This window comes from Caulobacter sp. KR2-114 (genome assembly GCF_049446115.1).
In the GTDB taxonomy this organism is placed as follows: domain Bacteria; phylum Pseudomonadota; class Alphaproteobacteria; order Caulobacterales; family Caulobacteraceae; genus Acaudatibacter.
Genome location: NZ_JBMSEC010000008.1, coordinates 126021 through 152523 on the forward strand (window position 1 = coordinate 126021; position 26503 = coordinate 152523).

Genomic DNA, 26503 nt, shown 5'->3' on the forward strand with positions numbered 1-26503 from the left:
CGATGAAGCAGGCGACAGGAGGCGAAGCGGATGCGATGGGATGAGGTCGCCGACCTGCAGTGTTCCGTGGCGCGATCGCTCGCCATTCTTGGCGATCGTTGGACGATGATGCTGATCCGCGAGGCGTTCCTCGGGACGCGCCGATTCGACGAGATGCAGGTGCTCAGCGGCGCCTCTCCCCAAGTGGTGGCCACACGGCTCTCACGCCTGGTCGAGGCGGGTATCCTTCGCAAGATCGCCTACCAGCAGCGGCCAACGCGTTACGAGTACCGTCTCACGGAGATGGGCCGCGAACTGCATCCTGTGATGGTCGCTTTGATGACTTGGGGGGACAAGTGGCTCGACGATGGCCAAGGCCCTCCGAATCCGCTCCGCCATGCCACATGCGGCGCCATCACGCGGCCGAAGATGATTTGTGACCAATGCGGCGAACCGGTTTCGGTCAATGACCTCGTGAGCGAGCCATCGGAACGCATGGCCCGCCAACGACACGAGATGTTGGCCGCCGCCAAGTCTTCCTCGTGAACGCTTGTGTGCGGAAAGGCGACATCGCCGTCCGCAAGGAGACGGCATTCAGCAATCGCGAACGGCGGCGTGCCGGCCGTACAAAACCGAACTGAGCTGGTGGGATCTCCGCCGGTCTTGAAGCAACTGAACCCGCGCGCGTAGATCCTCGTGAGCCGGCATCGCCACAACAGGATTTCGGAGACGCGATCAGTTGCATCGCCCGGCTCCGCATTTCGGACGGGCGTTCTCTTGTCAGCCGCGGCTGAGGTGGCTCTTGTGGTGGCAGAGGCAGGTAGCTTCAGCGCTGCGGCGAGAAGACTGGGGCTCACGCAGTCGACCGTCAGCCGCCAAATTCGACACCTTGAAGACCAGGTCGGTCATTCGATTTTCGAGCGGCGTGGAAGTGGCGTTCGCGCGACCGATGGCGGCCAGCATTTCATCATGCGGCTGCTGCAGTTGCGCGGCCTCGCCCTGACGACGATGGGAGAAGCCCAGGAATTCGGATTGGCCATAGAAGGCCGCTTGCGGATCGGCTTTGTCGGATCGTTCGCTGCTTCACCCGCAAAGGATATCCTGGACCTCCTTCGGCGACAGCACACGCGCCTCAAGATCCATCTGACAGAGACCGGAGCGGCGGATCTGGTCCGGCAGGTGCTTTCCCATGAACTCGATTGCGCGTGGATCGCCAGTTGGCGCTCGCCCGACCCCGCCCTGATTGTCGAGCGACTATGGTCGGAGTCGCTCTATCTCGCGCTGCCAAGTGGGCCGTCGGAGCCCCGGTTGGCGCGCTGGAGCGACCTCTCAAGGCAGGTATTGCTGGCGCGGCCCGAAGCGGAGCTTGATTTGTTGTTTCCGGTGCTGGCCGCGGCCGGCGTGACCGCGCCTCAGGTGCAGATTCATGACTGCTCGCGAGAAAGCCTCATGGCGCTTGTGGCCACGGGACACGGCGCGGCAATCATGCCGGAAAGCTTTGCCAGACTTAGGCGAGAGGGCGTCCGCTTCGTCCGCATTGCGGAGCCCGAAGCGGACGTCGCCGTGCACGTCATCCATCGCCGCGATCGTGACAACCCGGCGCTTCGTCGTCTTTTGGCTGTCACGCGCGAGTGGATGAGGGGCCGGAAGACGGAGCCCTTCGCCCCTTCGTGAAAGCACGGTCGGTCGCCATGAACCGCGCCAGCATGGGCGCCACCAGACGGTTCGGTTCGACCGGCTGACCGGTTTCGCGCGCCATCGCCTCGGCATAGGCCACGAGCATGCGATGGACGTCGGCGGGTAAGTCGATCGCAATCCGGACCGGTTTGTCGTCCAGGACCGCCGAGAGCTTCAACTTGGGCATGGGTCAGTTCCGAGAGGGTTCGAGCACCAGGTCGCGCGTGATGATCACGCGCACCGGAAAGCCCGGACGGACGGTGAGCGTCGGTTGGATGTCGAGGCTCTTGCCGACCACCTGCTGGCCCACCTGATTGACCGAGTTGGCCGCGCCTTGCCGGAGCGCCCGAACGACATCGCTGTCGTCGCTGCCGGCACCCAGTTCCGCGCCCACGCCCAAGAGGGTGGAGAGCACCGCGGCGGAGGCCAACTGCTTCCAGTGCCGGTCGACTTGATCTTGTAGGCCGGCGAAGCCCTGGGCGTTGCCCGCTGGCTGGCGGTCCAGCACGATCGACCGGCCGTCCGGAAGGATGAGGCGCGTCCAGGCCAGCAGCAGGCGGCTCTGTCCGAACTCGACCTGGCTGTCGTAGAGCCCGACCAATTTCGCGCCCTGCGGAATGAGCAGGATCCGACCGGTCGGACTGTCGTAGACGTTCTCGGTCACCTGGGCGGTGACCTGACCCGGCAGGTCCGAGCGGATGCCGGTCATCAGGGCCGCGGGGATGACTGCGCCCGCCTGCAGGACGTAGGGCGAGACCGGCGCATCGAGCCGGTGGGAACTGGCTGTCTGGAGATCGGCCGGCGCCGCCAGGAAGGCCTGTTTGCGATCCGGCGCGGCCGGGGCGCTCGTCGGTCCGGGCGGCGGGAGAGCGAGCGCCGGGCTAGCGGCGCCTTCTCCCTGAGACCCACCGCCGGGATCACTGGCCGCAAACAGCCGGCTGGTGCGCGCAGCCTGTCGTTCCTGGTCGCGCTGCTGGCTAGCCGGATCCGGCGACGGCGGCGCGCCCGCCGCCGAACCGGCCATGGCCGGAGGACCTCCGGGACCGGCACCTTGTGCCGCCAGGATGGGCCGCCCGAGGTCGCCCGGCAGTGGCGGGCCGAGCCGGGGCGTATCCTTCGGCAGTCGGGCATAGTCCTTTGGCAGGGCCGCGAGGGCATCGGCCGGCGGCTTGGCGTTGGTGCCGAAAAGCTCGGCCCTCGGTCCCCTCTCGGGATGATCTCGCATCGCAAAGGTGATCGCGCCGGCAACCGCCGCCACCGCGCCGGTGCCCAGGACCATCAGGGCCCTGCGGGACAGGCGGGTGACACGGGGCGGGTCGCCGCGCAGACGCAGCTCGGCCGCAATAGCCTTCTCGGAATCCTGATCCGGGGTCATGGCGGTCACGGCCTCATGCTGCGGATGATCCGCACGCGTTGCTCGTCGCCTTTGCCGCCCAGCCGAAGCTCGGCGGCGGCAAACAGCCGGTCGACGATCATCCGCCGGCCGTGGACCCTGTAGTTGACGAGGTCAGCCTCGCCGCCCTTGCCGCCGAGGATGAACAGGGGCGGCATCTCGTCTTGGCCGACCTGCGGCGGGAACTCGATGAAGACCTGCCGCCCGTCGTCGAACACGCGCACCGGCCGCCACCGCGCTTTGCCCTCGATCCGGTAGCCGAAGTCGAGCTTGTCGAGATCGACCCCCTGGAGGACCGGCGCGGCGTCGGTGCGCGCCTGGACCGCCGAGGCCAGCGCGATCAGTTCGTCTTGCGGATAGCGCCAGGAGACCGACGCCATGTAGGTCTCCGGCGTCGCGCGCAGCTCCAGGTGATAGGTCCGCCGGTCGGTGTTGATGACCAGGTTTGTGACGAGCTTGGCGTCGGTGGGCTTGACCAGGATATGGACCTGGCGGCCCCCGCCCTCCCCGCTCTCGGTGTCGCCGATGATCCAGCGCACCGTGTCGCCCGCAGCGACCGGACCGGAGCCGGCCAGATGCTCGCCGGGCTGCAGGGCGATGTCGGTGACGCGGCCGGGCGAGGCGTAGACCTGGTAGAGGGCGCCCTCGGTCCACGGATAAACCTGCACCGCGTTGATGTAGCCCGATTGGCTGGGCTCCACCCGTGCCGCCGCATTGGCCGCAGCCACCCGCGCGGCGGGGAGCCGCGGATCGGCCGGCAGCGTCGGGGCCGGTGGCAAGGGCTTCAACTGGCCGGGCAGCGGCAACGGCCTGGGGACCGGCACGATCAGCAGCGGCCGGGGCGGCTCGGGTTGCAGCACGGCAGGCGTCTCCGCCGCGAGCGCGGGTCGCGGATGCAGCATCGCGCAGGCCGAGAGGCCCGGCAGCGCCACGGACAGCAGAAGGAGGGAGGACGGGCGCATCAGCTGAGCTCCTTTGACCAGTCGAGGGCGTGGACGAAGATGCCGAGCGGGTTCTTCCGCAGGCCGTCGGCGTCGTGAGGGGGTTGCAGGACGATGGTGAGGATGGCGGTCCAGTGCTCGGTCGCAGCCAGATTGCCGTCCTCGTAGCGGCGCTCGGTCCAGGCCACCCGGAAGCTGGTGGGCGAGGCGCGAATCACGCTGGAGACGTCGACCGCAACCTGGATACGGCCGATCTTCCCGAACGGGTCGGCGGCGCGGGCATAGTCGTTGAGCGCCTGGGCGCCCTTGTCGGTCGTGTAGTCGTAGGCCCGCAGCCAGTCCTGCCGCAGCACCACCGGGTCGGCCGGGATCCCGCGGACGTCCTGGATGAACTGGGCCAGATGCCAGGCGATCTGCGGATCGGCCGGCCGGTAGCCGTAGCTGGCCGGCTCCACCGCCTGGGCCTGCCCCAGCCGGTCGACTTGCACGACCCACGGCGTGACCGTGCCCCGGGCCGCCTGCCAGAGGAGCCCGCCGGTCGTGGCGGTGGCCAGCGCCAGGCAGCCGAACGCCATCAGCCGCCAGTTCCGCGCCTGGACGCGGGCCGAGCCGATGCGCTCGTCCCAGGCCTGGCCCGCCCGCTGGTAGGGCGTTTCGGGTTCGGGCGTGCGCCCGTAGCGGACGTCGGATCTCTTGAAGAGGGTCATGGTCATTCCTCGGACAGGGAGACGGAGGCCGAGCCGCCGGCTTGGTCGCCGGAGCGCACCGCATGGGCGGCGGTCCCGACCCCGTGGGTCATGGCGCGAAGGGTTTCGAGTCGGCGGGCCCAGGCGGGCGCCTCAACACGCGACGCCGGTTCCGGCGGGCCGGCGGGCGGCGAAGGGGTCCCGCCGCCCTGCGGGCGCGGCGCATTTCCAGCCGGCGGCGCACCGCTCGCCGGGCCGCCGCCCAAACCGCCGGTGGGGCCCGGCGGTGGTGGCGGGCGCGAACCTCCAGCTCCCGACCCGGTCGGCCCGGGACGCATGGCCGAGGCGCCGGCCGCGGCCGCCCGGACGGACCCGGCGGCGCCGACAGCGGCGCGGACACCCATGACGCCAGCCATACCCAGGCCGCCGACGGTCAGAGCCGTCCCGACCGCAGCCCCAGCGCCGAGCTGCGGCGCGCCGGACACCAGGCCCGTCGCGATGCCGGGCCCGAAAATCCCGAGTCCGAGGAGGCAGATGGCGGCCAGGGCCGTGGCCAGCACCTGCTCGAGGCTGGGCTGGGTACCGGAGAAGGCCTGCACGAACTGGCTGAACAGGGTCGAGCCGATGCCGACGGTAATAGCCAGCACCAGCACCTTCACGCCCGAGGCCACCACATTGCCGAGCACACGCTCGGCCAGGAAGGCGGTCCGGCCGAAGAGGCCGAACGGGACGAGGACGAACCCGGCCAGGGTGGTCAGCTTGAACTCGATCAGGGTGACGAAGAGCTGCACCGCCAGGACGAAAAAGGCGATCAGCACGATCACGAAGGCCAGCAGCAGCACGGCGATCTGGATGAAGTTCTCGAAGAACCCCGGGAAGCCGGCGAGCTGGCCTGCGGCATCCAGCATCGGCTTGCCGGCGTCGATGCCGGCCTGGGCGATCTTGCCGGGATGCAGGAAGTCGCTCGGCGACATGCCGGCGCCGGCCGCCTTCAGGCCCAGGCCCGAGAAGCTCAGGTAGACGATCTTCGCCAGGCGATTGAAGTTGCCGATCAGGAAGGCGAAGAACCCGACGTAGAGGGTCTTTTTGACCAGCCTGGCCAGGATGTCCTCGCCCGGGGCCCAGGCCCAGAAGAGCGCGGCCAGGATCACGTCGATGGCGACCAGGACCTGGGCGAGCGCCACGACGTCGCCGCCGATCAGGCCGAAGCCGGAGTCGATGTAGCGGGTAAAGACCGCAAGGAACTGATCGACGACGCCGGTGTCGTTCATTGCCGCGCCTCCGACCTGACCCCCAGGAAGCGCTCGCGGCTCTCGCGCCACGCGTTCCGGCACGCGCCGTCGTCCTGCGCCGCCGCGCCGAGGGCCCGGCAGCGGTCCAGTTCCGCCGACAGCGACGTCGAAGCCGCCGCGGCCGATGCGGGCTGGGCGTGGGGCGCCTGCCGGCTGACGGCCAGGGCCGTCGCCAAGACGCCCACCACCGCCAGGCCGATGGCCCCGACGCGCGCTAGCTTGGAGGGGTCGAGCCGGCTCACGGGTAGAACATCTGGACGGGTTGCGGCTGGTAGGTTTGGCCGGTCCCCAGAAAGCGGCGCAGCCGCTCCCTGGCCTCCGCGGCGGTCTCCGCCTGGCGAGCTTGCTCCAGCGCATCGGCCCGCCCTTGCGCCGCCGTCAGGGCGGTCAGATCGGCCAACTGCTTGGACTGCAACGCCAGCAGCTGGTTGCCGGCCTGGGTGGCCTGCAGCGCCCCGGCCGCGCCCTGGCTCTGGCCGACCAGGGCGCCCGCCTGGCCTTGGGTAGAAGAGAGGGTCCCGACCACGCCGGCCTGGATGTCCAGTACGTGCTGGAAGGCTTCGAGCGAATTGAGCCAGCGGGCCTGGGCCGAGGCGGTCATGGACTGGTCGGTGGCGCTGGCGCTGAAGGTGGCCGGGTAGTTCTGCTGGAACTCGCGCTTGATCGCCTGGACGTCGTAGGCGACGCGGCTCGCCTGGCCCAGCAGCCCGGTGATCTTGCTCATGTCCTGCTGCAGGGCGGTCAGGGCCGAGAAGGGCAGCTGCTGGAGGTTCTTCGCTTCGTTGAGCAGCATCGTCGCTTCGTTCTGCAGCGAGCGGATCTGGTTCTGGATCTGCTCCAGGGCGCGGGCCGCCTGGAGCAGGTTCTGGGCGTAGTTGGTGGGGTCGTAGACGATCCCGCCGAGCGCCATCGCCGGTGGCGCCGCAAGGGCCAGGGAGAGGACGGCGACGCCGGCCAGCAGGGCGCGGCGAAAGGGACGATGGGTCATGGCTCAAGCTCCAGGGACAGTTCGGACGACGGGGACGGAAGGCGCGGGCAGGAGGTCGGCGGCCCAGGGCAGGCCGCGGCGGCGCAGCCAGGCGGCCGCGAAGCCTGCGGCGCCGTGCTCGGCGAGGGTGTCGGCGATGGCGGCCTGGTCGGTCTTCGCCGAGGCGGCGCAGAGCGCCAGCGCCACGGGGCCGAGGCCCAGTTCGAAGAGGCGATTGCCGCGGCGGGACTGGCAGTAGTAGTCGCGCTTGGGCGTGGCCCGGCTGAGGATCTCGATCTGCCGATCATTCAGGCCGAAGCGCCGGTAAATGGCGGCGATCTGCGGCTCCAGCGCCCGCTCGTTCGGCAGGAAGAGCCGGGTCGGGCAGCTCTCGATGATGGCCGGCGCGATGGCGCTGGCCTCGATGTCGGCCAGGGACTGGGTGGCGAAGATCACCGAGGCGTTCTTCTTGCGCAGCGTCTTCAGCCACTCGCGGAGCTGCGCGCCGAAGGTGGCGTCGTCCAGCGCCAGCCAGCCCTCGTCGACGATGACCAGGCTGGGGCGACCGGTCAGGCGTCCTTCGATGCGGTGGAAGAGGTAGGCCAGTACCGCCGGAGCCGCGGCGGAGCCGATCAGGCCCTCGGTCTCGAAAGCCTGGACGTCGGCGTCCCCGACCCGCTCGGTCTCGGCGTCAAGCAGCCGGCCCCACGGGCCCGCGACCGTGTAGGGCTGCAGGGCGCGCTTCAGCGCCACAGACTGCAGCAGCACTGACAGGCCAGTGAGGGTCCGCTCGGACGCCGGCGCCGAGGCCAGGCTCCCGAGGGCGGACCAGAGATGGTCCTTCACCTCCGGCGTGACCGCCACGCCTTCGCGGGCCAGCACGGCGGCCAGCCACTCGGCCGCCCAGCCGCGCTCGGCCGGGTCGTCGATGGCCGCCAGCGGCTGGAGCGCGACGCCCGTTTCCCCGACGTCCGACAGCGCGCCGCCGAGGTCGTGGAAGTCGCCGCCCATAGCCAGGGCCGCAGCGCGGATCGAGCCGCCGAAGTCGAACGCAAACACCTGAGCCGCCGGGTAACGGCGAAACTGGAGCGCGACCAGCGCCAGCAGCACGCTCTTGCCGGCGCCGGTCGGGCCGACCACCAGGGTATGGCCGACGTCGCCGACATGCGTCGACAGTCGGAATGGCGTCGAGCCCTCCGTCCGCCCATGGAGCAGAGGCGGCCCGTCCAGGTGCTCATTGCGCTCCGGTCCCGCCCAGACCGCCGACAGCGGCATCATGTGGGCGAGGTTGAGCGTGGAGATCGGCGGCTGGCGGACATTGGCGTAGGCGTGACCGGGCAGTGACCCAAGCCAGGCGTCGACCGCGTTCACCGTCTCCACCATGCAGGTGAAGTCGCGCCCCTGGATCACCTTCTCCACCAGGCGCAGCTTGGCGTCGGCGGTCGCCGCGACACCGTCCCAGACCACCACGGTCGCCGTCACATAGGCATGCCCGACCAGGTCGGCGCCGAGGTCCTGCAGGGCGGCGTCGGCGTCGAGCGCCTTGTTCTCGGCGTCGGTGTCGAGGAGCGCCGACGCCTCGTTGGTCAGCACCTCCTTGAGGATCGCGGCGATCGACTTGCGCTTGGCGAACCATTGCCGGCGGATCCGACCGACCAGGCGGGCCGCGTCGGTCTTGTCGAGGCAGATTGCTCGCGTCGTCCACCGATAGGGAAAGGCCAGGCGGTTCAGCTCGTCGAGCAGGCCAGGCCAGGTCTCGGTCGGAAACCCGCTGATGGTCAGCACCCGTAGGTGAGAGTCCCCGAGCCGGGGCTCCAGGCCGCCGGCGAGCGGCTGGTCGGCCAACAGCACGTCGAGTTGCATCGGCGTCTCAGGGACGCGCACCTGCTGGCGATGGGTCGAGACGGTGGCGTGCAGGTAGCTCAAGGTCTCGCCGTCGGAGAGCCAGGCCACCTCCGCCGCGAAGCCTTCGACGAGGGCGAACACGCGGTCGGTGCGGTCGATGAAGCCGCGCAGCACCTCGCGCCAGTCGACCTGCCGCCCCTCTGCGCCGTCGTAGAGCCAGCGCTCGGCGGTGGCCGTGCGCTCGGCCGGCGGGAGGAACAGGAAGGTCAGGAAGTAGCGGCTCTCGAGATGGGCGCCGGCCTCCTCGAATTGCGCCCGGCGCTCCTCGTCGACCAGCTGCGATGCCGGATCGGGAAAGCGGCCCTGCGGATAGGTCTCGGCGGCCGTGCGCTGCGCCTCGACGAACACCGACCAGCCCGAGCCCAGGCGGCGAAAGGCGTTGTTGAGCCGCGCCGCCGCGGCCACCAGTTCACTGGCGGTCGCGGAGTCCAGGTCAGGGCCGCGGAAGCGGGCCGTGCGCTGGAAGCTGCCGTCCTTGTTGAGGATGACGCCCTCGGCGACCAGCGCCGCCCAGGGCAGGAAGTCGGCGAGGACGGCGGCTTTGCGTCGGTATTCGCGCAGATCGAGCATGGCGGACTCAGAGCGAGAGGTGTGAGGGCAGCCGCACGTGGCGGCGGGCGACTTCGACAAAGTGCGGATCGCGGCGGGCGGCCCAGACCGCGGCGGCATGGCCGACCAGCCAGACGCCGAGGCCCACGAGCCAGAGCCGCAGGCCCAGGCCCACCGCGGCGGCCAAGGTGCCGTTGAGGATGGCGACCGACCGCGGCGCGCCGGCCATCAGGATCGGCTCGGTCAGCGCCCGGTGGACGGGCGCCGTGAAGCCGGGAATGTCGTGTGTGGGGGCCATCAGACGAGCGCCCCGCCGCCGAACGAGAAGAAGGACAGGAAGAAGCTCGAGGCCGCGAAGGCGATGGAGAGGCCGAAGACGATCTGGATCAGCCGGCGGAAGCCGCCGGAGGTGTCGCCGAAGGCCAGGGTCAGGCCCGTGACGATGATGATGATCACCGCGATGATCTTGCTGACCGGACCCTCGATTGAGTTGAGGATCTGCTGCAGCGGCGCCTCCCATGGCATGGACGAGCCGGCGGCGTAGGCGGGCGCAGCGGCCAGGATGCTGAGCGCCGCGGCGGTCAGGGCGATGCGCGACGCAGTGGAACGCAAGGACATGGAGGGTCTCCGGGGAGGTCAGGGGTGGATGGGGATTGCGGGTCGCAGGCGGTAGTCGCCTGATCGCGTGAGGCCCTCGACGAGCGCGAGCTCGGCCAAGCGCCGCTCGGCGCCCCGGCCAGAAAGGACGGCGATCAGATCGATGGTCTCGGCGATCAGCGCCCGCGGGACCGTGACGACGGCTTCCTGGACGAGCTGTTCGAGCCGGCGCAGCGCGCCAAGGGCCGAGCCGGCATGGAGCGTGCCGATCCCGCCCGGATGGCCCGTACCCCAGGCCTTCAGGAGATCGAGGGCTTCAGGCCCTCTGACCTCCCCAATCGGGATCCGGTCCGGGCGCAGCCGCAAGGCGGAGCGCACGAGGTCGGACAGGGTCGCGACCCCGTCCTTCGTGCGCAGCGCCACCAGATTGGGCGCAGCGCATTGCAGCTCGCGGGTATCTTCGATCAGGACGATCCGGTCGCTGCTACGAGCGACCTCGGACAGCAGCGCGTTGACCAGGGTGGTCTTGCCGGTCGAGGTGCCCCCCGCCACCAGGATGTTGCGTCGCTCGGCCACCGCGTCGCCGAGAAACGACGCCTCGTCCAAGGTCATGGTCCCCGCAGCCGCGTAGTCCGCCAGGCTGAAGACCGCGACGGCCGGCTTGCGGATGGCGAACGCTGGCGCGCCGACGATCGGCGGCAGCAGGCCTTCGAAGCGCTCGCCGGTTCCAGGCAGCTCGGCCGACACCCGCGGGCTAAGCGGATGCACCTCGGCGCCGACATGGTGGGCGACCAGTCGGACGATCCGCTCGCCGTCCGCAGGGCTCATCCGCCGCCCGGTGTCGGCCAGCCCATCGGTCAGACGATCGACCCACAACCGGCCGTCCGGGTTGAGCATGACCTCGACGACGGCGGCCTCTTCCAGCCAGGCCGCAACATCCGCGCCCAGCGCCGTGCGCAGCATGCGCGCGCCACGGCTGGCGGTTTCAGTCGGGAGGGGAAGGACGCTCACGGGGTGTCTCCGGCTGTGCGGAGACAAGGAGAAAGAGCCCGATCAGTGCGGGATCAACAACCGTGTTGTCGGGGTAGTGCAGTAGCGAGCGAAGGCAGGGATCAGGCGGAGTCTTCTCGAACGGCGGGGGGCTCGCCGGCTAAGGCTGCCCCCAAAGATCGTCGATCTGCGTTCGAGCCCAGGAACGGGTAAGCTACGCCAAATCACCGCCGCCTTCCCCCGTTCCAGTGCGGGAGCCTACGCCAGCCCTAGGCCGCCGTTGCGGGCAGCGCGCCGAGGAAGTCGCGCTTGCCCAGGTGGACGCCGCGGGCGCGCAGCAGGTCGTAGGCGGTCACCGCGTGGAAGTAGAAGTTCGGCAGGGCATAGCCGGTCAGGAAGCTCTCGGCAGTGAAGTCGCGCCTCATCTCCTTGAACTCGAAGCGGACAGGCTTGCCCACGAAGCCGTCGACCTCGGTTGGATCGAGGGCGGCGAGGTCCCGCTGCGCGGCGGCGACCTTGTCGCGCAATTCGGTGAAGGTCCCCGGCGGCATGGCGAGGCTGGGCGTCGCGAAGCCCTCGCGGACGGCCAGGATCGCGCCGATGGAGTGTTCGGCGGTCGACTTCACCTGGTAGGTGAACGGCAGCATGTCGGCGATCAGGCGGGCGGTGATGACCTCCTCCGCCGGCGTCCCCGTCTCGGCGCACCAGGCCTCGGCCTTGTCCACGAGGCGGGCGACCGAGCCCAGGATCTGGAGGTAGGGCGGGATCGTCGCGGCGTGCAGCGAGAAGGTCATCAGGGTTCCTGTGAGATTGCGGCGCCAAGCTAGAGCGTGCGCCGACGGGCCGCTACCAGCGCCATCAGGAAAAGATCGGAAAAGAACCGCCCGGCCGGCCGCGGCCCGGTGCGGCGGCGGGGTCAGGTCCTCGGTTCAACAACGGGCTCTGGGTCACCCCCGGGGTGGTCTTCTGCCGCTTCGCGCGCGAGCGTCCGGCCCGCCGCGAGCCGCCGAGCCAGCGCATCTATGAATCCCTCGTAGCGCTCCCTGCCCTTCGTCTGGGCGGCGGCTTGAGCCGCCTCGGGCAGCGGCGGGGTTGCCGTGAGCCAAGCCTTCACCAGCAGCGCCACCGCTTCATTTCCGATCGTGACGTCACGCTCCAATCGCTCGATTTGGCGGCTCATGCGGTCAAGACGGCGAGTCACCGCGGCCTCCATCCGCTCTGAGCCGTCGGGCGACAGGAACGAAGCGACCGCAGCGCGGACCACTTCCGACTTTGGGCGGCGAGTCCGGATCGCCATCTCGTCGAGTGCGCGTGCCAGGTCGGCCGGGAGGTAGACTTTGGTTTCGATCTTCATGGCGCAGCTCAGAGCGGAATACCGTCGTCAGGATCGAGTGAGGCTTGTCGGGCCGTCTGGCGTATGCGGCTGCGCAGCCGCGCAGCAGCCGCCGTTTCAGGGTCGGCGTCCTCCTCGACAAGGGGCGGCTCTTCAAGGAACGCGGCCTCCGATGGCTCGACACTGTCGGGCGGTTCCAGCTCGGGCTGGCGGCGCAGGCCGCCCTCCGCCTGATCGTCCGCGGCACCCGCCGTTGAGCTCGCCTTAACCGGGCGAACAGACCGCTCCCATCCGGACGGCGGCGGCGAGGCAACCGGGATCACCGACGGCGCAGGCGGCGCCAGGATGCGCCCCTTCAACCGCCCGTCCTCGAAGTAGCGGACTTTTCTCGCGCGGATCGGGGGGCAACCGGAGACCAGCACCAGCTCGTCCGTGGCAGCCAGTTGCATCACCTCGCCTGGCGTCAGCAGCGGCCGCGCCGTCTCCTGCCGACTGACCATCAGGTGGCCGAGCCAAGGTGAGAGCCGATGGCCGGCGTAGTTCTTCATGGCTCGCAGCTCGGTGGCGGTACCCAGGCTGTCGCTCACCCGCTTGGCGGTGCGCTCGTCGTTGGTCGCGAAGGCCACGCGGAGGTGGCAGTTGTCGAGGATCGCGTTGTTGGGCCCGTAGGCCTTCTCGATCTGGTTCAGACTCTGAGCGATGAGGAACGCCTTGAGGCCGTACCCAGCCATGAAGGCGAGCGCGCTTTCGAAGAAGTCGAGCCGGCCCAGCGCGGGAAACTCGTCCAACATCAAGAGCAGTCGATGGCGTCGGTCCTTGGCGGCCAAGTCCTCTGTGAGCCGCCGGCCCACCTGGTTGAGGATTAGCCGGATCAGCGGCTTGGTGCGGCTGATGTCGGAGGGCGGGACGACGAGGTAGAGGGTGGCTGGCCCCGCGCCCGCCACCAGGTCGCCGATCCGCCAGTCGCAGTGGGCGGTGACCTTCGCCACCACCGGGTCGCGGTAGAGGCCCAGGAACGACATGGCGGTCGAGAGGACGCCGGAGCGTTCGTTGTCGCTCTTGTTGAGCAACTCGCGGGCGGCCGAGGCCACGACCGGATGCGGGCGGTCGCCCAGATGCCGCGTCGCCATCATGGCGCGGAGGGTCGCCTCGATCGGCCGGCGCGGATCAGAGAGGAAGGCCGCCACGCCGGCGAGGGTCTTGTCCGGCTCGGCGTAGAGGACGTGCAGGATGGTCCCGACGAGCAGCGAGTGGCTGGTCTTCTCCCAGTGATTGCGTCGCTCGAGCGCGCCTTCTGGGTCGACCAGGATGTCGGCGATATTCTGCACGTCGCGGACCTCGGCGTCGCCGCGGCGGACTTCGAGCAGAGGGTTGTAGGCGGCGCTCGCCGCATCGGTCGGATCGAATTTCAGCACCCGGCCGAACCGCGCCCGCCAGCCGGCGGTCAGCGTCCAGTTCTCGCCCTTGATATCGTGGACGATGGCCGAGCCCGCCCAGGCCAGCAGGGTCGGCACGACCAGGCCCACGCCCTTGCCGCTGCGGGTGGGCGCGAAGCAGAGCACGTGCTCTGGCCCGTCGTGGCGCAGGTAGTCGCCGGCCAGGCGACCGAGCACCACGCCATCCGGCCCGAGCAGGCCGGCCCGCGCGACTTCCATGCGGTTCGCCCAGCGCGCCGAGCCATAGGTCGTGACGTCCTTCGCCTCCCGCGCCCGCCAGACGCTCATGGCGATGGCCACGACGATGCAGACGATTCCGCCGGACGCCGCGATGACCGCGCCTTCCAGGAAAATCCGGGGCGCATAGGCGTCGAAGGCGAACCACCACCAGAAGAAGGCCGGGGGCGGATAGACCGGCCAGCCGAGAACCGTGAGCCAGGGCGCGCCGAGTTCCGACTGGAAGGCCAGGCGCCAGGCCGTCCACTCCGTGGCGGCCCAAACGAAGCCTAGGGCGATCAGGCCGACGACGAGAACTTGGCCCCAGAGGATTCTGGTGGCGGACATGAGGGCGCTCCGGATCAGAGGGAGAGGCCGCGTTTGCGGCCGAGGGTCCATTCCACGCCACCGCCGGGGGTCAGCGTGCCGGAGACGGTGTCGCCCAGGTGGCGTTCGAGCTGGCGCGACCAGGGGACCAGCTGGAAGCCGAGGCCATCGTCGATCATTGCGAACCGGCCGGATGCGAGGTTGAGGCGCTGGCGATACTGCCCGGTGATCGGGTCGCCCTCCGCCGTGGGTTTCCAGGCCAGCCCCGACTCGGCGGAGAGCCTGGCCGCGACGGTGGCAAGCTCGCGCGTCCTGAGCGTCTGGATGAGGTCCTTGGCGAAGACCCACCCCGAGCCGGTGGGCCGGGCGAGCCCCTCGCCCCCCAGATGCTCGGCGCGTGCCTGGAGCGCCGCGCGCACCTCGGCCCCGAAGCCCGTGTGCGCCAGCGGCGCGGGCTCACGCGCGACCAGTTGCCGGTCGAGCCAGGTCGCGCCGTCCGCCTTCACCTGACGGGCCAGGCCGAGGTCACTGCGGTGGAGGAGAAGGCCCTGCGCCTTGGGCTCGCCGGACGGGCGGAACTCGACCAGACCGCCAACGGGCGTATCTCCTGTGGCTTCCAGACTCGGAACCCTCACGTGGTGGGCGCGGCCGTCGGCGCTGTCGATGACGACGAAGGCCTCGCCGCCGACCTCGTCGTGCAAGCCCCGGCCCGCCAGGCGACCCAGGATCGGGTCGGCCGACTGCTCGCCATGCGGTGCCAGCTCGGCGGCGCCTCGCTGCTCGCCCATCGCCCGGTGCAGGATCTTGATGATGTCGCCGCGCTCGCCGAGGGCCCGGAGCGTGCGCTCGTGGTCGGGCCTGAGCCGCCAGACCGCCGGTCCCTCGGGCTCGGCCAGGCCGAGCCGCTCCAGGACCTGGGCGCGGCCGATCAACAGCCGGCGGGTGTCGCTGTCCGGGTCTGGCGCGCCGGGCCGCAGGTCGATCTGCCCATCGTTTTGGTCCGCTAGGCGAAGAAGCGCCTGATCGAGCCCGGTCCAGCGCTCCGAAGTGACTTGCCGTTCGAGCCCGGCGTTGACCTCGCGCTCCGATCGCGGCCCCAGTTCCAGGGAAACCAGCGCCTCGGCCCGGGCCCGCAGCCCGTGGCTGATGTAGTCGCGGCTGATGACCAGGTCGGTGCCGTCGTCCGTCACGCCACGCACGAGCACATGGACGTGCGGGTTGTCGGTGTTCCAGTGGTCGACGGCGATCCAGTCGAGCCGCGTCCCGAGGTCCCGCTCAGCCTGCGCCATCAGGTCCCGCGTGGTCTCGCGCAAGCTCTCCAGTTCGCCGGCGTCCTCAGGCGATACCATGAAGCGGAAGTGATGCCGGTCGTCCTCGCAGCGGGAAGCAAAGGCGCGGTCGTCGGCGGCGTCTGAACCGGCGTCGAACATCCGGGCGTCCCGGCCCTCCCGGTCGACGCCCTCGCGCTTCAGGTAGCGCAGGTGGAGGTCCAGGGGAGCGGCGCGATAGTGATTGCCGCGGTGGCGCACCACCCGGGCCTTCAGCGCCACGCGCCGGTTAGGATTGCGCAGCACCGAGGCGATCGCCGCGCCGCGGCCGCGTCCGAAGCGCGACCCGGCCGATGGCTTGCGTCCGTGGGCCTGGCCGCCAGCCCGGTTCGCCGCCCGCAGCACCTGGCCGACAAAGCTCCTGGCGCGGGCGCTCGCGCGCCCGCCGCCATGGCGTATGCGGCCAGGCCGAATCCGAAAGTCCTCGTCACGGCGCATGGCGCGCTCCACGGCGAATGGTCCTGGAAAACCCCTTGAAAGGATTGGGAAATGTCCCGCGGACGGGACCGCCGCGCACCGTAGGGCCGGGAAAAACTCCAACACCCACAACAGGTTGCCGCCGATCCGGCCCGCGACTTTTATCTTGCCATCGTCTGGAGAGTTTAGGGTTCCGTCCTTCCAGCCCTGCCACTTCGACCGTCGCGATGAACCTGAGTTGGTGCCCGGTGCGGATCACGGCTGCACCCCAACCGCCGAGGACGGCGTGAGAAGCGGGCTCGGCCCTCGGACGAAGAGACCCGATCGGCGCCAGTCGGGCAGAGCCGACGGCGTGTCGAATGACGGCGCGCCACCGCTCAGTCGCGGAGCCACGTTGGCCAGGTAGGTCCGCGTCTCCGCTGGCAATGGCCGACCCGTCGCGAGGTGCTCAGCGTATCGTCCCGGCCCCGCATTGTAGGCGGCGATGAACCCTGGGACGCCGAACTGGTCGATCAACGCGCGCAGATAGCCAGCGCCGGCGAGAATGTTGTCGCGGATGTCGAAGGGGTCTCCGCCGAGGCCGAGCCGCAACCGCCATTCGGCCCAGGTCGGGGGCATCAGTTGCATGAGCCCCATCGCCCCGGCGCGGGAGATGGCGCGCGGATCGAAGCCACTCTCCGCGCGCATCACCGCCCGGATCCAGGTGGGCGGAACGCCGAACCTCCGCGAGGCCTCTGCGATGGCCGCGTCGATCGGGCCGGTGATTTCAGCGCGCCCAACGGTCAGGACCTGGCCAACCGCTGGCGCCGGCTCGGCTGCGAGGTCGCCCGGTGTCGACACAGTGGCGGTCGCGAGGACGCCGGCGGCGAGCAGCAGGCGAGCACCCGTCCGTGCAACCCGCAGGCTGCCGTGGCGCTCGCGGCCGTCCAGGGCAAGGCGCGTCTGCGCCGGCGCTTCGCACCGCCCTGGACCGCCGCTCCGCGCCGCGGCGGGCGGGAAGTTGGCCGGGACGGGGAAATGACCGTGCTTCCAACCGAACAGGGAAATGGCGCGGAAGATGGTAGGGGCTGGCATCTCAGCGCTCCTTCCACGTCCAGAGGAGCGTCGCACGGCCGAGCACATCCCCAACTTCGGTCGGCCCGAAGTAGCGTCCATCGAAGCTGTCGGGCGCAGCGGGATTGAGGAGGAAGACCTCGCCGACCGCGAGCCGCCGGCAGCCCAGCCAGGTTGGCAGAGATCGCCCGAGGCGATCGCGCTTCCTTGCCCGCGCCGTTGGACGGCCGTCGACGGTGACGATATCGCCAGTGCGGCAGACCCGTTGCCCCGCGACAGCGGCGACGCCCTTCAGCAGAGGCACTCCACGGGGCAGATATCCCGCGTCATCGAGCCACGTCGCGAGCGGCTCCGGCGGCCCGGCGATCACTAGGTCGCCGACGTCGAGGCGGCCAACCGGCCGCACGCGATAAAAGCCGATCGGTGCGCTGGCCGTGGTGTTCCAGAGCACAGCCGGCAACGGCGAGATCAGCGCGGTGAAGGCCAGCGGGACCGCCGCGCCGAAGGTGGCGGCGATCGTCTTCCAGCGGTCGGTCATGACCAGAACCTCCGCCGAAGCCGCCAAGCTCGGTGACGGGCCGGCGTGTAGGGACGAGGCGCCTGACCGGCTTCCAGGCGCGAGGCCACATGCCGCCAATGTTCCGGGGCGGCCTCGCAAGGATCGACCCCAGCCTGTTCGACGGCGTCGATGGCTTCCAGCACCCGCTGGACCTTCGGCCAGCCACCGATGTGCAGGAACAACTCCCCACCGGGCGCCACGAACGGCACGGTGGAGAACGCCTCGCGGTGTGCGACGGCCCGCAGGATGTCGATCCGCGACGCGGCCGTGCCGAAGTCGTTCGCCTGCCAGCGGACCAGCGCAAACATGGCGCCTGGCGCGAACCCAACGACACGCCGACGCCGATCGATGATCCGCTCGCTGGCGGGCTGGCCGAAGCGCAGCCAGCGCTCGATCTGCCCTTCCAGCCACAGGAGTTCGACTTCAGTCTGCATGGCGGCGGTCCGTCAGCGGACGCCGCGCGGCGCATAGGCCGGCGAGATCGCCGCATGCCGCTTGGCGGGCAGGACGCTGTCGGCCGTGGCGTCGCTGGTGGAGGTCTTGCTGCCGCGCTCGGCCCAGACTTGGAGGTCCGCCAGCGCATAGACCACCCGCCCGCCGATCTTGCGGTACGTCGGGCCGGTGCCATAGGTGCGGTGCTTCTCCAGCGTGCGGCCGGAGAGGCCGAGGAAACGCGCCGCCTCGGGCGTGCGCAGGTATCGCGGCGGGAAGCCGGCGAGGGGATCGGACATCGGGGGTCTCCAGGGGATCGGGTCGCGCCGAGCCTTGGTCCCAGCGCTTGGCGGCGACCCTGGCGCAGCGCCGGTCGGCAGGCTGATGGTGATCTTCGGCGCCCCGAAAAGCGCCACCCCTCAGGGTTCAGCGACGCTTGCGCAGCAGGGCCAGATAGCCACCCCGCATGAGGCGAACGGCGCCGCGGCAGAGGCGGATCGCCACGTCGCGGGCCGACGATGTGCGCCAGGCGGAAGAGTCGGTTTGCACCTCGCCGACGAGGTGCTGGGCCACGTCGCGATAGCTGGCCGTCGCCGTGCGGCCATCGAGCGCTCGCAGCATCTTCTTGAGCCGGGCCCGACGTTGGCCGGTCAGCGCATCGGGCGGCATCCGGCCGCGTGTGGCCAGCGCGTGGAGCGCCTCGGTGGCCGCCAAACGCGCCGGTAGGTCGGCGTCAAACGGTAGGACGACCGCCAGCGGATCGGCGAGCGATGCGCCGGCGAGCAGCAACAGTTGGAGGCCGCTTCGCAGCACGACATGCGTGCCGTCGGTGGCAGCCCGCGCGTCGAGCGCCACGCCCGTGAGGTCCAAGGTTCGCGCCGGCGGCGCCACGGCCGGCGCCAGTTGGACGACAACCGCCGGCGCGACGTCAGCAAGCCAGAAGCACTTTGCCGCGGCGGCCTCGACCGTCGGATCGGCCGGGAAACCGCAACCCCCATCGGGGCGGAAGCCCGCCTCCCGCCTCGGGCGCGTCAGGACCGCCGCCCCGAACGGCAGCCCGATAGTCGGATTGATACTGTGGATTGCGCCTCAGGAATTCCCACGCCAGGCCGGACAGACCCAGGTCGTCGACGTGATCGTAGTCGGACTCCACGCGCCAGTCCCGCGGCGGCATTGCTGTCTCCGTGCGACGGCCCAAGGAAAATGGGAACATCCCAGACGCGCAGTCGAACTAAGCACAACTTGGCTCGCAATTGCGGCATTCAAGGCAGCGCTGGCGCAGAGCCCCATGCGCCGGGCGCATGGCCTAGCCGCGACCGGACTTCAGCAGGTCGAGATAGCCCTGGTCGGTCATCCATCGCGCGCGCGACAGGTGCGTCTCGTAGCGTAGACGGGCCCGGTCGCGTTCGCGCGCGGGATCGATCGCCAGCAACAGGGACGTCACCTCGTCCCAGGCCACCCGCTCGGCGTCCGCATCAAGCAGACGCAGGTAGAGCGTCAGATGTGCGCGATCGTAGTCGGTGACCGACGGTTCCGTCGGTGCCTGGTCGGCAATGGTAGACGTCAACCGGCGGCCCTCCACGTCGGTAGCCGACCGTAGGCGCGTGGCGCCTGCGAGTCACTCGACCGGGAGGTGCGGCCTGCGATCGCCGGCCAATCAGCGAGCGGGGTCGTCGCGCCTAAAAAACTCGGCCGGATCGATGCTGAGAACCTCGGCCAGCTTTTCGAGCATGTCGACCGTTGCCGCGTGTTCCTCGCGTTCCAGCATGCCGACGTAGTTTCGGTTGATCTGCGCACGGTCCGCCAGATCCTCCTGCGACAACCCGCTGTCGTTCCGCAGACGTCTCAGGTTTCTGGCGACAATCCCTCGCAGTTTCATGCGGCGAGGGAGCCGCGTCACCTAATATACTGCCACCTAGGATATTAGGTATTCGAGCACGACGAGGCAACGCCCCGCCGGCGCTCGGGGCGTTGCCAAGCGCCCCTCTCCTCAGGCCGGCTGCAGCCCGTGCAGAAAGTCAGCTGCGCGCTGCGCGTGCGCCGCGGCCGCGAAGATGAAGCGCTTGTCGTCTTGCAGCACCTGCAGCCAGGTCTCGATATAGGCGGTGTGATCTTCGCGCGGAGTCAGCTCCAGCCCCAGATCAGCACAGAGGAACGCCGCGCCAAGTTCGGCGACGAGTTCTTCCTGAGCATAGCCGCCGTCACCCCAGCGTTTGCGGCCGAAATCACGGTTCAGCCGCGACGGATGGCGCGTCCAATGCGTCGTCTCATGCGCCAGGGTGGCGTAGTAGCGCTCCGGATCGACGAAGGTCTCGAAGGACGGCATCTGCACGTAATCGGGATGAACGGCGTAGTAGGCCTGATCCCCGCCATGTCGGACGTCGGCGCCGGTCGCAGCGAAGAAGGCTTCGGCGTGGCCGATCCGCTGGACGGCGTCGAGCCTGGGCTCTGCGACCGCGTAGAAGGGCGCCGGCAGGCCTTCGACCTGCTCGACGTTGAAGACAGTGTAGGCCTTCAGAAACGGGATCTGACGTTCGACATCCTGGCCGTCGTCGCCAGTCTCTGTGCGGCTGAACTTGTTGGCGTAGACCACGGTGGCGCCGTGCTCGCCCTTGCGGATGTGGCCACCCAGCGCGAGCGCCTGGCGGAAGGTGATCCAGATCGGGGCGGCATAGCTGCGGGCGACGGCTTCGGCCCAGAGCAGGATGACGTTGATCCCGCTGTAGGGTTCACCCGTCGATCGCAGCGGTCGGCTGATCCGTCCGGCCAGGTGTTCGGCAGACCAGGGCTTGGTCCAGGGGCGCACGCCGCGCTCAAGATCGGCGACGATGGCGTTCGTGACCCGCGTATAGAGGTCCGGGCGTGAAGTCTCGTTGAGGCGCGACATGGCGGCCTCCTCTTCATTCGAGATTGTCTGGGAAGCGGCGCCCCGCCGGTCGGCGGGACGCCGTGCGGGAGGTCAGTTGGCGCCGTTGGGGCGGGACCAGATCAGGCTGTAGCCCTCTTCGGCGTCGACCAGGCTGGCGTAGATCGGGGCCGGGAAGCTCGGGTCGTCCAGCTTGACCGAGAGGTAGTGCCGGTCCTCGCGCGAGGTCTTCTTCCAGGCGGCGCCGAATTCGGTCTGGCCGGAAAAGATGCGGAAGTCGGGGGCCTTGTCGTTGTCCTTCTCGACCTGCCGGAAGGTGGCCTTCTTGACGTCGAGCGTCAGGGTTTTGATGGAGCCGTTGTAGTTGCCGGCGTCGTCCTTGGTGAAGGTGCCGATGGTCGCCATGGTGAAGTCTCCTGGTTCCTCGGACCGCGCCCATCGCGGCCTCGATGGCGATCCCCAGGTCGAGGGGCGACGGCCGCCGCAGCCTTCAGGCCCGGAGCGCAGCGGAGGACACCGGCGACGACTTGTTTGGTGCGCGAGGAATGGCCGAAGGCCAGGGGAAAGAAGTCGCTTGAGCCGGTGTTGCGGCGGACGGCGGGGCCCGCTTGGGCCCGAACCTTTCGGCCCGATCAGGCCAGAGAGGCGGCATGGGGCGGTGCGAAGATCGCGGGGACGTCGATGGCGGTCCTCCCCCCTGGAACCACGGCGCCGGCGCCCTCAGCGCGGGAGAAAGGGCCGCTCACCCTTCGACGGACGGCGTCCCGGGTTCGAGACGGCCGCAGACGCGGCGCGCGCGAAACTGCGTCTTAGGTCAGGCCCAACTCGACCGCCGGCCCCCAGGGCTCAGGCTGGGCAGGCACAGGCTTGGGCAACAGGCTGGGCAACCGACCCTTCCCGGTCAGCAGCGCCTAGGCCCCTGCCGGCCTGAACTGGCGCTCCAGGAAGGGCGGCGATGTGGCGCGAAATACCAACACAAAGGCGCATCGAGACATACCCCAGGGGCGGCGGGCGGCCTACGGCTATCGATCAGAGTGGCCGATAGACTTCGGACGCTCCCCACGACCCGCCAGGCCTGGACCGGGAATGGTCTTGGCTGCGACCGGTTCGACCTCGTTCTTCGCTGTCTTGCGGGGCCGGCTGGCGCTGCCGGCAGAGGCGGCCGAGGTCAAGAAACAGCGTTTGAATTCGGCTCCGCCGCGAGGAACGACATGGCTTCCGATCTCCTGTTCACGCCCTTCGACCTCAAAGGCCTTACGCTTCCCAATCGCGTCGTCATGGCGCCCATGACCCGCTACTTTTCGCCGGGCGGCGTGGCGAGCGAAGACGTGGCCGCGTACTACGCCCGGCGGGCGAAGGACCAAGTGGGGTTGATCATCACCGAGGGCACCGGCGTCGATCGGCCGGCCTCGCTCAACGATCCCAACCTCCCGCGCTTCCACGGCGAGGACGCGCTCGCCGGCTGGAAAGGCGTTGTCGACGCCGTCCATGCCGAAGGCGGCCTGATCGCGCCGCAACTCTGGCACGTGGGCTCCGTGCGCGGACGCAACGCGGACTGGGCGCCCCCCGGACCCTATGACAGCCCCTCCGGCTATTCGAGGCCAGGCAAGAGGTTCGGAGAGGCCATGACCGAGGAGGAGGTCGCGGATGCCATCCGCGCCTTCGCCGACGCCGCCGACGCGGCGAAATCCCTCGGATTCGACGCCGTGGAGCTGCATGGCGCTCACGGCTACCTGATCGACCAGTTCTTCTGGGACGGCGTGAACCTGCGCGAGGACGCCTATGGCGGCGCGGATATCGGTGGCCGGGCCCGGTTCGCCGCCGATATCCTGAGGGCCGTGCGAGAGGCTGTCGGTCCAGACTTTCCCGTGATCATCCGGGTCAGCCAGTGGAAGCAGCAGGACTTCGCCGCCCGGATCGCGGAGACGCCTGAGGCGCTGGAAGCCTGGCTCGGCGCGCTGGTCGACGCCGGCGCGGACGCCATCCACTGCTCGCAGCGCCGCTTCTGGGAGCCGGAATTCGAAGGCAGCGACCTGAACCTCGCCGGCTGGGCCAAGAAGATCACGGGCGTTCCCACCATCACCGTCGGTTCGGTTGGCCTCACCAACGACTTCATCTCGGCCAATGGCGGGGAAGCGCCGGAACCCGCTTCGCTGGACCGCCTGGAGGAGATGTTGGATCGCGGCGACTTCGACCTCGTCGCCGTCGGCCGCGCCTTGCTGCAGGACCCGGCTTGGGTTGTGAAGATCCGCGAAGGCCGCCATGGCGAGCTTGCCGCGTTCGACCGCTCTGCGATGGCGACCCTCTATTAGAAGACGCTGACGCCCAGCCTCCGCGATTGGTCATCAAGGTCGCCGTGGTAGGCGGCGTGCGCGGCGCAAGCCGCCGCCGCAACGCCGTCACCCGGCGCCGTCAGTTGCGGTAGAGATTGGCTCTCCGCCGGACCTGGCTGTCGGTGACCCCTGGCGGCCAGGCCAGTTCCGCCGCCCAATGGAGACGCCGACATGCCGGGCATGGCCATGCGACACGACGGGCGATGTCCTTGACGGGGGTCCTGTGCCCGCCGGCTCTGAGGGTTCGCAGCCGGTCGATGATCCGCTCGGGGTCGTAGCCGCGCGCCCAAGCGCAAGCTCCGCAGGACAGCATGACGTGGCAGAGCGGATAGCGCCGATGATCCTCCAAGCGCGCGTCGCCGGACCCGGGAATGATCTTGAACTCGGCCCGGGTCATCGGCCGTCGCGTCATCCGAACCGACCCTCGACCTGGCGGAGGAACGTCCAGCCGCCCCGGTGATCCCGCTCGATGGCGAACCAGGCGCTGGCGCCCTCGAACGCCGGAACCTGGGAGGGTTCGAAGAACGTGTGCTGTCGCCGACGACTGCCGCTGTAGATCATGAAGTAGAGCGTTCGCCCTTCAAGGTCGGTGCGGCGGTGGACTTCGTAGTTCAGGACGTGGCTCGCCATGTCACGCCACCGGCCGGGGCCGGGGTCGAGGCCGGCCGGCAGCGAAGATCGGAACGATGAAGGCGCGCCTCTGCGGCGCTGCGGCCGGCGCGGGTTGGTTGTCGTTGGCAGGCATGGGCAGACCTCCGAAGTTCGAACAAAAGCAGAACATCGGATAGTTGGCGACTCCGCCCTGGTTGTGACCGGCCACGACCTGCCAGGAGAGCTGCAACGCAATACGCCGCCGCGCGAGGCGCGGCGGCGCTGATGCATAGGGACCCGGCCGCCAAAGCGGCTGCCCCTAGGCGGCTTGCTCCGTCGGCGTCGGCGCCAGCCGTTCAAGCCGGGACTCGGGCTCGACCGGAACAGGCTTGCGCAGCAGGCTGGGCAGCCAGCCCTTCCCAGCCAACAGCGCCTCGGCCTCGGACGCCATGTCGGGCTTCTTCAAGCCGCCGATCCGCTCGGCAGCCTCGCCCGAGACCGCTTCGCGCACCGCCTCGCCGATCCGGGCCTTGGTGACGCGGCCCAGATAGCTCGCCACGGTGGCCGTCCAGTAGCCGCTCATGTCGAGGTCCACGGCCTGCGCCAACCGATCCGCATGCGCCCAGGCGCCGGGCCTGCGGTCGAAGGGCGCTCGCACTGCATTGACCGTCAGGCTGGCACAGTGGGCCAGCAGGTCCAGCAGGTCGGTGACCGGCAGGTCCACCACGAAGGCCCAAAGCTCGTCCGCTTCCTTGGGCACACGGCTCGCCCAGGCCGCATGCCGTTCAGCGACGCCGCGCCCCGCGCGGGTGTCGTCGATGCCCGGCGCATGGCCGTCGAGGTAGGCGGACACGCCCTTGATCTCCAGGCAGGTGGGTCGCTCGTAGGCCGGGTAGAAGGCGAACAGGGCCAGGGCATGGACCACCGCCGAGAGCGCCACGGTCGCGTTTCCCGCCAGGGCGTCGCGCAGCGCCAGGGTCCGGTGCGCCGTCAGGTCGAGGATCAGGCGCTCCGAAAGCGGCGCACCGGCCTCTTCCTCCGGCTCCTCGGCTTCCGGGCGGGTTTCGTCCTCCGTGTCCCCCTCCGTCCGGGCCTCGGCCTCGCCGATCTCAGGTTCAGGCTCCGGCGTGGGCACGTCCTCGGGCCGGATCAGCCCGCGCTCGATGCGGGCCACCCCATCCTGGCCGAGGATCACGAACACCCCGCCGCGCGCGATCTCGTCGGGGTCGTAGGCCGTGCCGTCGCCGAAGGCTTCGAGGTCCGCATCGATCTCGGCGAACCGCGCCTCGACCTCGGGCGGCAGGTCCTCGACCGCATCCCACTCGCTCACCAGCGCGTCGTATTCCTCGGAAAGGGCGTCGATGCTCGCCTTCTGCTCCTCCGAACGCTCCACCGGGTGCGGGTAGACGCGTGCCAAACCGAGTGCGCGCGGGAAGTCGATGTGCGGCTCCGCCCACTTCCAGCCCTCGCCGTCGCGAACCTCGCGCGCAATCCCCGCCAACTTCTCGGCGACCAGCCGGTCCAGCAGCCCGACATCCTCGAACCAGCCGCCGCCGTCCTCGGTGAAGAGGTCGCGCAGGATCGTCCCGCCCGCCTCGCCATAAGCTTCGGCGCCGATGAAGATGGCGCGGCGGTCGGTGGCCGACACCTTGGCCTCGGTCATGGCGCGGCGGATCAGGTAGGGCGGACGGTGCCCGCCCAGCTGGTCCAGCACCTGCTGCTGGCGCGCATGGTCCTCGCTGACCGCGAACGCCATCATTTGGTCGAGGTTGAGGTCGCCCGCCCGATAGAGCTCCATCAGCGCCGGATTGACGGCGCCCAGGCGAAGCCGCTGACGCACCACCTGCGCCGAGACGCCGAACCGGGCGCCAATCTCCTCGGCGCCAAGGCCCCGCCGTTCGGCCAGTTCGCGGAACGCCTCGAACTGATCGGCCGGGTGCATGGCGGTCCGCGTGACATTCTCATCCAGGCTGATCTCGTGCGGGTCGTTGTTCAGATCGACCACGCAGCGCACCGGCTCGGTCTTCTTGATCGCCTTGCGCTGCGCGCGCAGGCGCTGCGCGAGCCGCCGGCCTTCGCCGATGGTCACCAAATAGAAGCCGGTCGGTGCGCCCTCGCCGTCGGTCTCGGGCTCCACCACCGGCGCCTGGAGGATGCCCTTCGCCGCGATGCTGGCGGCCAGGGCCTCGATGTCGGCGGGGGCATGCGGGGTCCGCCGCGCATTGCGCGGCGACTTCTTCAGCTTGTTGAGCGGCACGTCGATGACGTCGCCGTCCTGGTGAACGATCTCGACCTGTTGGGTCATGGTACTGCTCCTTGGGGCATGGCTTGCAGGCGCAAGGCGCGCCTGCAGCCCTGCCCGTCGGCGAGACCGGGGGTGCAAGCGGAGCGGGCGGCTTCGCGGGGAACCGGCTGCAGGGCTTCAGAGCCCTGCGGTCCTGCCGGTCCTGCCCAGCCCGAAGCTGGGCGGAAGCCGCTCCGAAGCGCGCCGGGGGCGGAGCCCCAAGCCACCGCCGCGCGCCAGTGCGGCGCAAGGAAAGGCTGCAAGGAGCCTGCGCGCCGAAGGCGCTGCACGGCGGGACGCGCCGTCGAGCGGCCGGCGGCGCCGAAGCGCGCCCAAGGCGTCACGCCCGTAG

The 26503-nt window shown here is 69.8% G+C and carries 29 protein-coding genes and 1 pseudogene; 3 read left to right on the forward strand and 27 right to left on the reverse strand.

Going from position 1 to position 26503, the window contains the following annotated elements; genetic code table 11:
* The first annotated feature begins 30 nt into the window (after positions 1-30).
* Entirely contained in the window at positions 31-525 is a 495-nt protein-coding gene (locus ACO2Q3_RS24310; RefSeq protein ID WP_423311428.1) for a winged helix-turn-helix transcriptional regulator, read from the forward strand.
* 249 nt (positions 526-774) lie between these two features.
* Positions 775-1653 carry a LysR family transcriptional regulator gene (locus ACO2Q3_RS24315; protein WP_423311430.1) on the forward strand — a complete coding sequence of 293 codons (879 nt, stop codon included), beginning with the start codon at positions 775-777 and terminating at the stop codon, positions 1651-1653.
* Here the strand turns inward: ACO2Q3_RS24315 and ACO2Q3_RS24320 are convergent.
* The 25 genes and pseudogenes from ACO2Q3_RS24320 to ACO2Q3_RS24440 all read right to left on the reverse strand — a co-directional run bounded on the left by ACO2Q3_RS24320 (position 1601) and on the right by ACO2Q3_RS24440 (position 21348).
* On the reverse strand, positions 1601-1843 hold the full coding sequence (locus ACO2Q3_RS24320) for a DUF2274 domain-containing protein (RefSeq protein WP_423311432.1): 243 nt from the start codon (positions 1841-1843) through the stop codon (positions 1601-1603). The genes ACO2Q3_RS24315 and ACO2Q3_RS24320 overlap by 53 nt on opposite strands.
* Positions 1844-1846: 3 nt before the next feature.
* The gene (locus ACO2Q3_RS24325) at positions 1847-3031 is read right to left on the reverse strand and encodes a TrbI/VirB10 family protein (protein WP_423311620.1); all 1185 of its coding nucleotides are present in this window, start codon (positions 3029-3031) and stop codon (positions 1847-1849) included.
* Between the two features lie 5 nt (positions 3032-3036).
* A complete protein-coding gene (gene trbG / locus ACO2Q3_RS24330; RefSeq protein ID WP_423311434.1) occupies positions 3037-4011 on the reverse strand; it encodes a P-type conjugative transfer protein TrbG in 975 nt (324 codons plus the stop codon).
* A complete protein-coding gene (gene trbF, locus ACO2Q3_RS24335; RefSeq protein ID WP_423311436.1) occupies positions 4011-4697 on the reverse strand; it encodes a conjugal transfer protein TrbF in 687 nt (228 codons plus the stop codon). The genes trbG and trbF overlap by 1 nt, the downstream gene beginning before the upstream one ends.
* A 2-nt stretch (positions 4698-4699) precedes the next feature.
* Positions 4700-5947: a P-type conjugative transfer protein TrbL gene (gene trbL / locus ACO2Q3_RS24340; RefSeq protein WP_423311438.1), complete on the reverse strand. Its 1248-nt coding sequence runs from the start codon at positions 5945-5947 to the stop codon at positions 4700-4702.
* On the reverse strand, positions 5944-6210 hold the full coding sequence (gene trbK-alt / locus ACO2Q3_RS24345) for a putative entry exclusion protein TrbK-alt (protein WP_423311440.1): 267 nt from the start codon (positions 6208-6210) through the stop codon (positions 5944-5946). The genes trbL and trbK-alt overlap by 4 nt, the downstream gene beginning before the upstream one ends.
* Entirely contained in the window at positions 6207-6956 is a 750-nt protein-coding gene (gene trbJ, locus ACO2Q3_RS24350; protein WP_423311442.1) for a P-type conjugative transfer protein TrbJ, read from the reverse strand. The genes trbK-alt and trbJ overlap by 4 nt, the downstream gene beginning before the upstream one ends.
* Before the next feature lie 3 nt (positions 6957-6959).
* Positions 6960-9410, reverse strand: a complete 2451-nt coding sequence (gene trbE / locus ACO2Q3_RS24355) for a conjugal transfer protein TrbE (protein ID WP_423311444.1) — start codon at positions 9408-9410, stop codon at positions 6960-6962.
* A gap of 7 nt (positions 9411-9417) precedes the next feature.
* Entirely contained in the window at positions 9418-9687 is a 270-nt protein-coding gene (locus ACO2Q3_RS24360) for a VirB3 family type IV secretion system protein (protein WP_423311446.1), read from the reverse strand.
* Positions 9687-10007 carry a TrbC/VirB2 family protein gene (locus ACO2Q3_RS24365; RefSeq protein WP_423311448.1) on the reverse strand — a complete coding sequence of 107 codons (321 nt, stop codon included), beginning with the start codon at positions 10005-10007 and terminating at the stop codon, positions 9687-9689. Before ACO2Q3_RS24365 ends, ACO2Q3_RS24360 begins: the two co-directional genes overlap by 1 nt.
* 18 nt (positions 10008-10025) lie before the next feature.
* Complete coding sequence (trbB, locus tag ACO2Q3_RS24370) at positions 10026-10949, reverse strand: P-type conjugative transfer ATPase TrbB (RefSeq protein WP_423311622.1); 924 nt, start codon at positions 10947-10949, stop codon at positions 10026-10028.
* A 296-nt stretch (positions 10950-11245) separates the two neighbouring features.
* Positions 11246-11770 carry a DUF1993 domain-containing protein gene (locus ACO2Q3_RS24375; protein WP_423311450.1) on the reverse strand — a complete coding sequence of 175 codons (525 nt, stop codon included), beginning with the start codon at positions 11768-11770 and terminating at the stop codon, positions 11246-11248.
* 122 nt (positions 11771-11892) lie between these two features.
* Complete coding sequence (locus tag ACO2Q3_RS24380; protein ID WP_423311452.1) at positions 11893-12330, reverse strand: ribbon-helix-helix protein, CopG family; 438 nt, start codon at positions 12328-12330, stop codon at positions 11893-11895.
* A gap of 8 nt (positions 12331-12338) precedes the next feature.
* On the reverse strand, positions 12339-14309 hold the full coding sequence (locus tag ACO2Q3_RS24385; protein WP_423311454.1) for a conjugal transfer protein TraG: 1971 nt from the start codon (positions 14307-14309) through the stop codon (positions 12339-12341).
* A 14-nt stretch (positions 14310-14323) separates the two neighbouring features.
* Positions 14324-16054, reverse strand: a complete 1731-nt coding sequence (locus tag ACO2Q3_RS24390; RefSeq protein WP_423311456.1) for a relaxase/mobilization nuclease domain-containing protein — start codon at positions 16052-16054, stop codon at positions 14324-14326.
* Between the two features lie 234 nt (positions 16055-16288).
* On the reverse strand, positions 16289-17107 hold the full coding sequence (locus tag ACO2Q3_RS24395) for a lytic transglycosylase domain-containing protein (RefSeq protein ID WP_423311458.1): 819 nt from the start codon (positions 17105-17107) through the stop codon (positions 16289-16291).
* Position 17108: 1 nt separating this feature from the next.
* Positions 17109-17624: a S26 family signal peptidase gene (locus tag ACO2Q3_RS24400; RefSeq protein WP_423311460.1), complete on the reverse strand. Its 516-nt coding sequence runs from the start codon at positions 17622-17624 to the stop codon at positions 17109-17111.
* Positions 17621-18079 (reverse strand): DUF2840 domain-containing protein, encoded by a 459-nt coding sequence (locus tag ACO2Q3_RS24405; RefSeq protein ID WP_423311462.1) that lies wholly within the window; start codon positions 18077-18079, stop codon positions 17621-17623. The genes ACO2Q3_RS24400 and ACO2Q3_RS24405 overlap by 4 nt, the downstream gene beginning before the upstream one ends.
* 12 nt (positions 18080-18091) lie before the next feature.
* Positions 18092-18376 carry a helix-turn-helix transcriptional regulator gene (locus ACO2Q3_RS24410; protein WP_423311464.1) on the reverse strand — a complete coding sequence of 95 codons (285 nt, stop codon included), beginning with the start codon at positions 18374-18376 and terminating at the stop codon, positions 18092-18094.
* A 127-nt stretch (positions 18377-18503) separates the two neighbouring features.
* Complete coding sequence (locus tag ACO2Q3_RS24415) at positions 18504-18947, reverse strand: DUF2285 domain-containing protein (protein WP_423311466.1); 444 nt, start codon at positions 18945-18947, stop codon at positions 18504-18506.
* A 58-nt stretch (positions 18948-19005) separates the two neighbouring features.
* Entirely contained in the window at positions 19006-19290 is a 285-nt protein-coding gene (locus ACO2Q3_RS24420; protein ID WP_423311468.1) for a transcriptional regulator domain-containing protein, read from the reverse strand.
* A gap of 93 nt (positions 19291-19383) precedes the next feature.
* Positions 19384-19671 (reverse strand): annotated as a pseudogene (locus ACO2Q3_RS24425) (DNA -binding domain-containing protein); the annotation flags it as partial.
* 63 nt (positions 19672-19734) lie between these two features.
* Positions 19735-19956, reverse strand: coding sequence for a helix-turn-helix domain-containing protein (locus ACO2Q3_RS24430; protein ID WP_423311470.1), 222 nt, complete (start codon positions 19954-19956; stop codon positions 19735-19737).
* A 111-nt stretch (positions 19957-20067) separates the two neighbouring features.
* Entirely contained in the window at positions 20068-20964 is an 897-nt protein-coding gene (locus tag ACO2Q3_RS24435; protein ID WP_423311472.1) for an ArdC family protein, read from the reverse strand.
* 72 nt (positions 20965-21036) lie between these two features.
* On the reverse strand, positions 21037-21348 hold the full coding sequence (locus ACO2Q3_RS24440; RefSeq protein WP_423311474.1) for a DUF736 domain-containing protein: 312 nt from the start codon (positions 21346-21348) through the stop codon (positions 21037-21039).
* A gap of 806 nt (positions 21349-22154) precedes the next feature.
* Between ACO2Q3_RS24440 and ACO2Q3_RS24445 the strand changes: the two genes are divergently transcribed.
* Positions 22155-23255, forward strand: a complete 1101-nt coding sequence (locus ACO2Q3_RS24445) for an NADH:flavin oxidoreductase (protein WP_423311476.1) — start codon at positions 22155-22157, stop codon at positions 23253-23255.
* A 429-nt stretch (positions 23256-23684) separates the two neighbouring features.
* Here ACO2Q3_RS24445 and ACO2Q3_RS24450 read toward each other — a convergent pair whose 3' ends face one another.
* Both ACO2Q3_RS24450 and ACO2Q3_RS24455 read right to left on the reverse strand, forming a co-directional pair.
* Entirely contained in the window at positions 23685-23906 is a 222-nt protein-coding gene (locus ACO2Q3_RS24450; RefSeq protein WP_423311478.1) for a hypothetical protein, read from the reverse strand.
* 280 nt (positions 23907-24186) lie between these two features.
* Positions 24187-26172: a ParB/RepB/Spo0J family partition protein gene (locus ACO2Q3_RS24455; protein ID WP_423311480.1), complete on the reverse strand. Its 1986-nt coding sequence runs from the start codon at positions 26170-26172 to the stop codon at positions 24187-24189.
* Positions 26173-26503: the final 331 nt, after the last annotated feature.

Coding starts and splice junctions, on each gene's coding strand:
- ACO2Q3_RS24310 (WP_423311428.1), top strand. CDS start 31: ATGCGATGGGATGAGGTCGCCGACCTGCAGTGTTCCGTGGCGCGATCG.
- ACO2Q3_RS24320 (WP_423311432.1), bottom strand. CDS start 1,843: ATGCCCAAGTTGAAGCTCTCGGCGGTCCTGGACGACAAACCGGTCCGG.
- ACO2Q3_RS24325 (WP_423311620.1), bottom strand. CDS start 3,031: ATGACCCCGGATCAGGATTCCGAGAAGGCTATTGCGGCCGAGCTGCGT.
- trbG (WP_423311434.1), bottom strand. CDS start 4,011: ATGCGCCCGTCCTCCCTCCTTCTGCTGTCCGTGGCGCTGCCGGGCCTC.
- trbF (WP_423311436.1), bottom strand. CDS start 4,697: ATGACCCTCTTCAAGAGATCCGACGTCCGCTACGGGCGCACGCCCGAA.
- trbL (WP_423311438.1), bottom strand. CDS start 5,947: ATGAACGACACCGGCGTCGTCGATCAGTTCCTTGCGGTCTTTACCCGC.
- trbJ (WP_423311442.1), bottom strand. CDS start 6,956: ATGACCCATCGTCCCTTTCGCCGCGCCCTGCTGGCCGGCGTCGCCGTC.
- trbE (WP_423311444.1), bottom strand. CDS start 9,410: ATGCTCGATCTGCGCGAATACCGACGCAAAGCCGCCGTCCTCGCCGAC.
- ACO2Q3_RS24360 (WP_423311446.1), bottom strand. CDS start 9,687: ATGGCCCCCACACACGACATTCCCGGCTTCACGGCGCCCGTCCACCGG.
- ACO2Q3_RS24365 (WP_423311448.1), bottom strand. CDS start 10,007: ATGTCCTTGCGTTCCACTGCGTCGCGCATCGCCCTGACCGCCGCGGCG.
- trbB (WP_423311622.1), bottom strand. CDS start 10,949: ATGCTGCGCACGGCGCTGGGCGCGGATGTTGCGGCCTGGCTGGAAGAG.
- ACO2Q3_RS24375 (WP_423311450.1), bottom strand. CDS start 11,770: ATGACCTTCTCGCTGCACGCCGCGACGATCCCGCCCTACCTCCAGATC.
- ACO2Q3_RS24380 (WP_423311452.1), bottom strand. CDS start 12,330: ATGAAGATCGAAACCAAAGTCTACCTCCCGGCCGACCTGGCACGCGCA.
- ACO2Q3_RS24385 (WP_423311454.1), bottom strand. CDS start 14,309: ATGTCCGCCACCAGAATCCTCTGGGGCCAAGTTCTCGTCGTCGGCCTG.
- ACO2Q3_RS24390 (WP_423311456.1), bottom strand. CDS start 16,054: ATGCGCCGTGACGAGGACTTTCGGATTCGGCCTGGCCGCATACGCCAT.
- ACO2Q3_RS24395 (WP_423311458.1), bottom strand. CDS start 17,107: ATGCCAGCCCCTACCATCTTCCGCGCCATTTCCCTGTTCGGTTGGAAG.
- ACO2Q3_RS24400 (WP_423311460.1), bottom strand. CDS start 17,624: ATGACCGACCGCTGGAAGACGATCGCCGCCACCTTCGGCGCGGCGGTC.
- ACO2Q3_RS24405 (WP_423311462.1), bottom strand. CDS start 18,079: ATGCAGACTGAAGTCGAACTCCTGTGGCTGGAAGGGCAGATCGAGCGC.
- ACO2Q3_RS24410 (WP_423311464.1), bottom strand. CDS start 18,376: ATGTCCGATCCCCTCGCCGGCTTCCCGCCGCGATACCTGCGCACGCCC.
- ACO2Q3_RS24420 (WP_423311468.1), bottom strand. CDS start 19,290: ATGTTCCCATTTTCCTTGGGCCGTCGCACGGAGACAGCAATGCCGCCG.
- ACO2Q3_RS24430 (WP_423311470.1), bottom strand. CDS start 19,956: ATGAAACTGCGAGGGATTGTCGCCAGAAACCTGAGACGTCTGCGGAAC.
- ACO2Q3_RS24435 (WP_423311472.1), bottom strand. CDS start 20,964: ATGTCGCGCCTCAACGAGACTTCACGCCCGGACCTCTATACGCGGGTC.
- ACO2Q3_RS24440 (WP_423311474.1), bottom strand. CDS start 21,348: ATGGCGACCATCGGCACCTTCACCAAGGACGACGCCGGCAACTACAAC.
- ACO2Q3_RS24445 (WP_423311476.1), top strand. CDS start 22,155: ATGGCTTCCGATCTCCTGTTCACGCCCTTCGACCTCAAAGGCCTTACG.
- ACO2Q3_RS24450 (WP_423311478.1), bottom strand. CDS start 23,906: ATGGCGAGCCACGTCCTGAACTACGAAGTCCACCGCCGCACCGACCTT.
- ACO2Q3_RS24455 (WP_423311480.1), bottom strand. CDS start 26,172: ATGACCCAACAGGTCGAGATCGTTCACCAGGACGGCGACGTCATCGAC.